Source organism: Streptomyces sp. 13-12-16 (genome assembly GCF_002114215.1).
In the GTDB taxonomy this organism is placed as follows: Bacteria; Actinomycetota; Actinomycetes; order Streptomycetales; family Streptomycetaceae; genus Streptomyces.
The window spans coordinates 3,593-5,284 of record NZ_NCTE01001003.1 but is presented as its reverse complement, the minus strand read 5'-3'; the positions used below and the strand labels follow the sequence as shown (position 1 = coordinate 5,284).

General features: G+C 72.3%; 2 protein-coding genes. One reads left to right on the top strand and one right to left on the bottom strand.

The genetic code is table 11. The features are described from left to right. Positions 1-70: 70 nt before the first annotated feature. Positions 71-793 carry a M50 family metallopeptidase gene (locus B7767_RS34045; protein WP_085575471.1) on the bottom strand — a complete coding sequence of 241 codons (723 nt, stop codon included), beginning with the start codon at positions 791-793 and terminating at the stop codon, positions 71-73. Between the two features lie 64 nt (positions 794-857). On the opposite strand from B7767_RS34045, the gene B7767_RS34040 reads away from it, so the two are divergent. Then, on the top strand, positions 858-1,673 hold the full coding sequence (locus B7767_RS34040) for an SOS response-associated peptidase (RefSeq protein ID WP_085575470.1): 816 nt from the start codon (positions 858-860) through the stop codon (positions 1,671-1,673). Positions 1,674-1,692: the final 19 nt, after the last annotated feature.

The window sequence follows — 1,692 nt, the reverse complement described above, 5'->3', positions numbered from 1 at the left end:
CCCGCGCGGCGGAGCCGCACGCCGGCACGGCCCCGCGCCCCCCCGGGGGTCGCCGCCGGCCCCCGCCGCCTCACAGCCCCAGGAGCCACCTGCCGCCGCCCAGCAACGCGCACAGTGACACCGCGTGGAACAGGAACAGCCACAGGCCCGCCGGGACGTGGGTCAGGCGCGAGAGCTGGTCCGCGTCCGAGTCGGGTGCGCCTCCGTGGGAGCGCTTGGCCTGGAGCTCGAAGGCCGGGCGCACTCCGCCGAGGAGGAGGAACCAGACCACGGCGTACGCGAACGCCGCCTGCACCTGGGGGCCGGTCAGCCAGGACACCAGGACGAAGGTGCCGCCGGTGACGACCACGGTCAGCACGCCGTACGCGTTGCGGATCATCACCAGCATCGCCACCAGCAGCACCGTGGCCAGCCACAGCAGCAGCGTGATGCGGCCGGTGCCGAGCAGCGCGGCGCCGCCCAGGCCCAGCAGCGGGGGAGCGGTGTAGCCGGCGGCGGCCGTGAGGATCATGCCGATGCCGTGCGGTTTTCCGCGGCTGACGGTCAGGCCGCTGGTGTCCGAGTGCAGACGTATCCCCGTCAGCGTGCGGCCGGTGAGCAGCGCCACCAGGCCGTGCCCGCCCTCGTGGGCGATCGTGACGGCGTTGCGGGACAGCCGCCACAGCCCCTGCGGTACGACGACGGCGGCCGCGGCGACCAGTGTGGCGACGACCACCCACACATCCGGGTCGGGCTGGGTGCCGGAGACCTCGTCCCAGAGGGAGGCGAGTGAGGCGGACGCGGTACTGACCATGCTTTCCATCTGTTTCCGATTGCTCCCTCTGCCTGGGCGTACGGAGTCTGGCAGTGTTGCACGTATGTGCGGACGGTATGCAGCGAGTCGCAGGCCCGAGGATCTCGCGGGAATCTTTGAAATCGACAAGTGGGAGCCGGAGGAGGCCCTGGAGCCCGACTACAACGTGGCGCCGACCAAGGAGGTCTACGCCGTCCTCGACCGTGCCCTGAAGGACGCGGAGGACCCGCGCCCGGTTCGGCAGCTGCGGAAGCTGAAGTGGGGTCTGGTGCCCTCCTGGTCCAAGACGCCCGAGGGCGCCGCCCGGATGATCAACGCCCGCGCGGAGACCGTCCACGAGAAGCCGTCCTACCGGCGGGCCTTCTCCTCCCGGCGCTGCATCCTGCCGGCCGACGGCTACTACGAGTGGGTCACCGGCAAGCAGGAGCGGGACCTGGAGGTCGAGGGGAAGAAGAAGCGGCCCCGCAAGCAGCCCTACTTCGTGACGCCGGCCGACGGCTCGGTGTTCGCCATGGCCGGGCTGTACGAGTTCTGGCGGGACAAGACGCTGCCGGACGACCACCCCCGGGCCTGGTGGGTGACGTGCTCCGTCATCACCACCGAGGCCGAGACCGGCCCGCTCGCCGTGTCACCGGCGGACGGCCCGCGCACCCTCGCCGAGATCCACCCGCGGATGCCGCTGATGCTCACGCCGGACCGCTGGGACGCCTGGCTCGACCCCGCCCGCACCGACGCCGGCGAACTGCGCGAGCTGCTCGCGCCGCCGCCCCCCGGCCTGATGCGCGCCTACCCGGTCCCCACGGCCGTCAGCAGCGTCCGCAACAACGGACCGGAGCTGCTGGAGGAGCTGGCCGCGCCGGAAGAGGGCACACTCTTCTGACGTGACCCCCGACACGGCA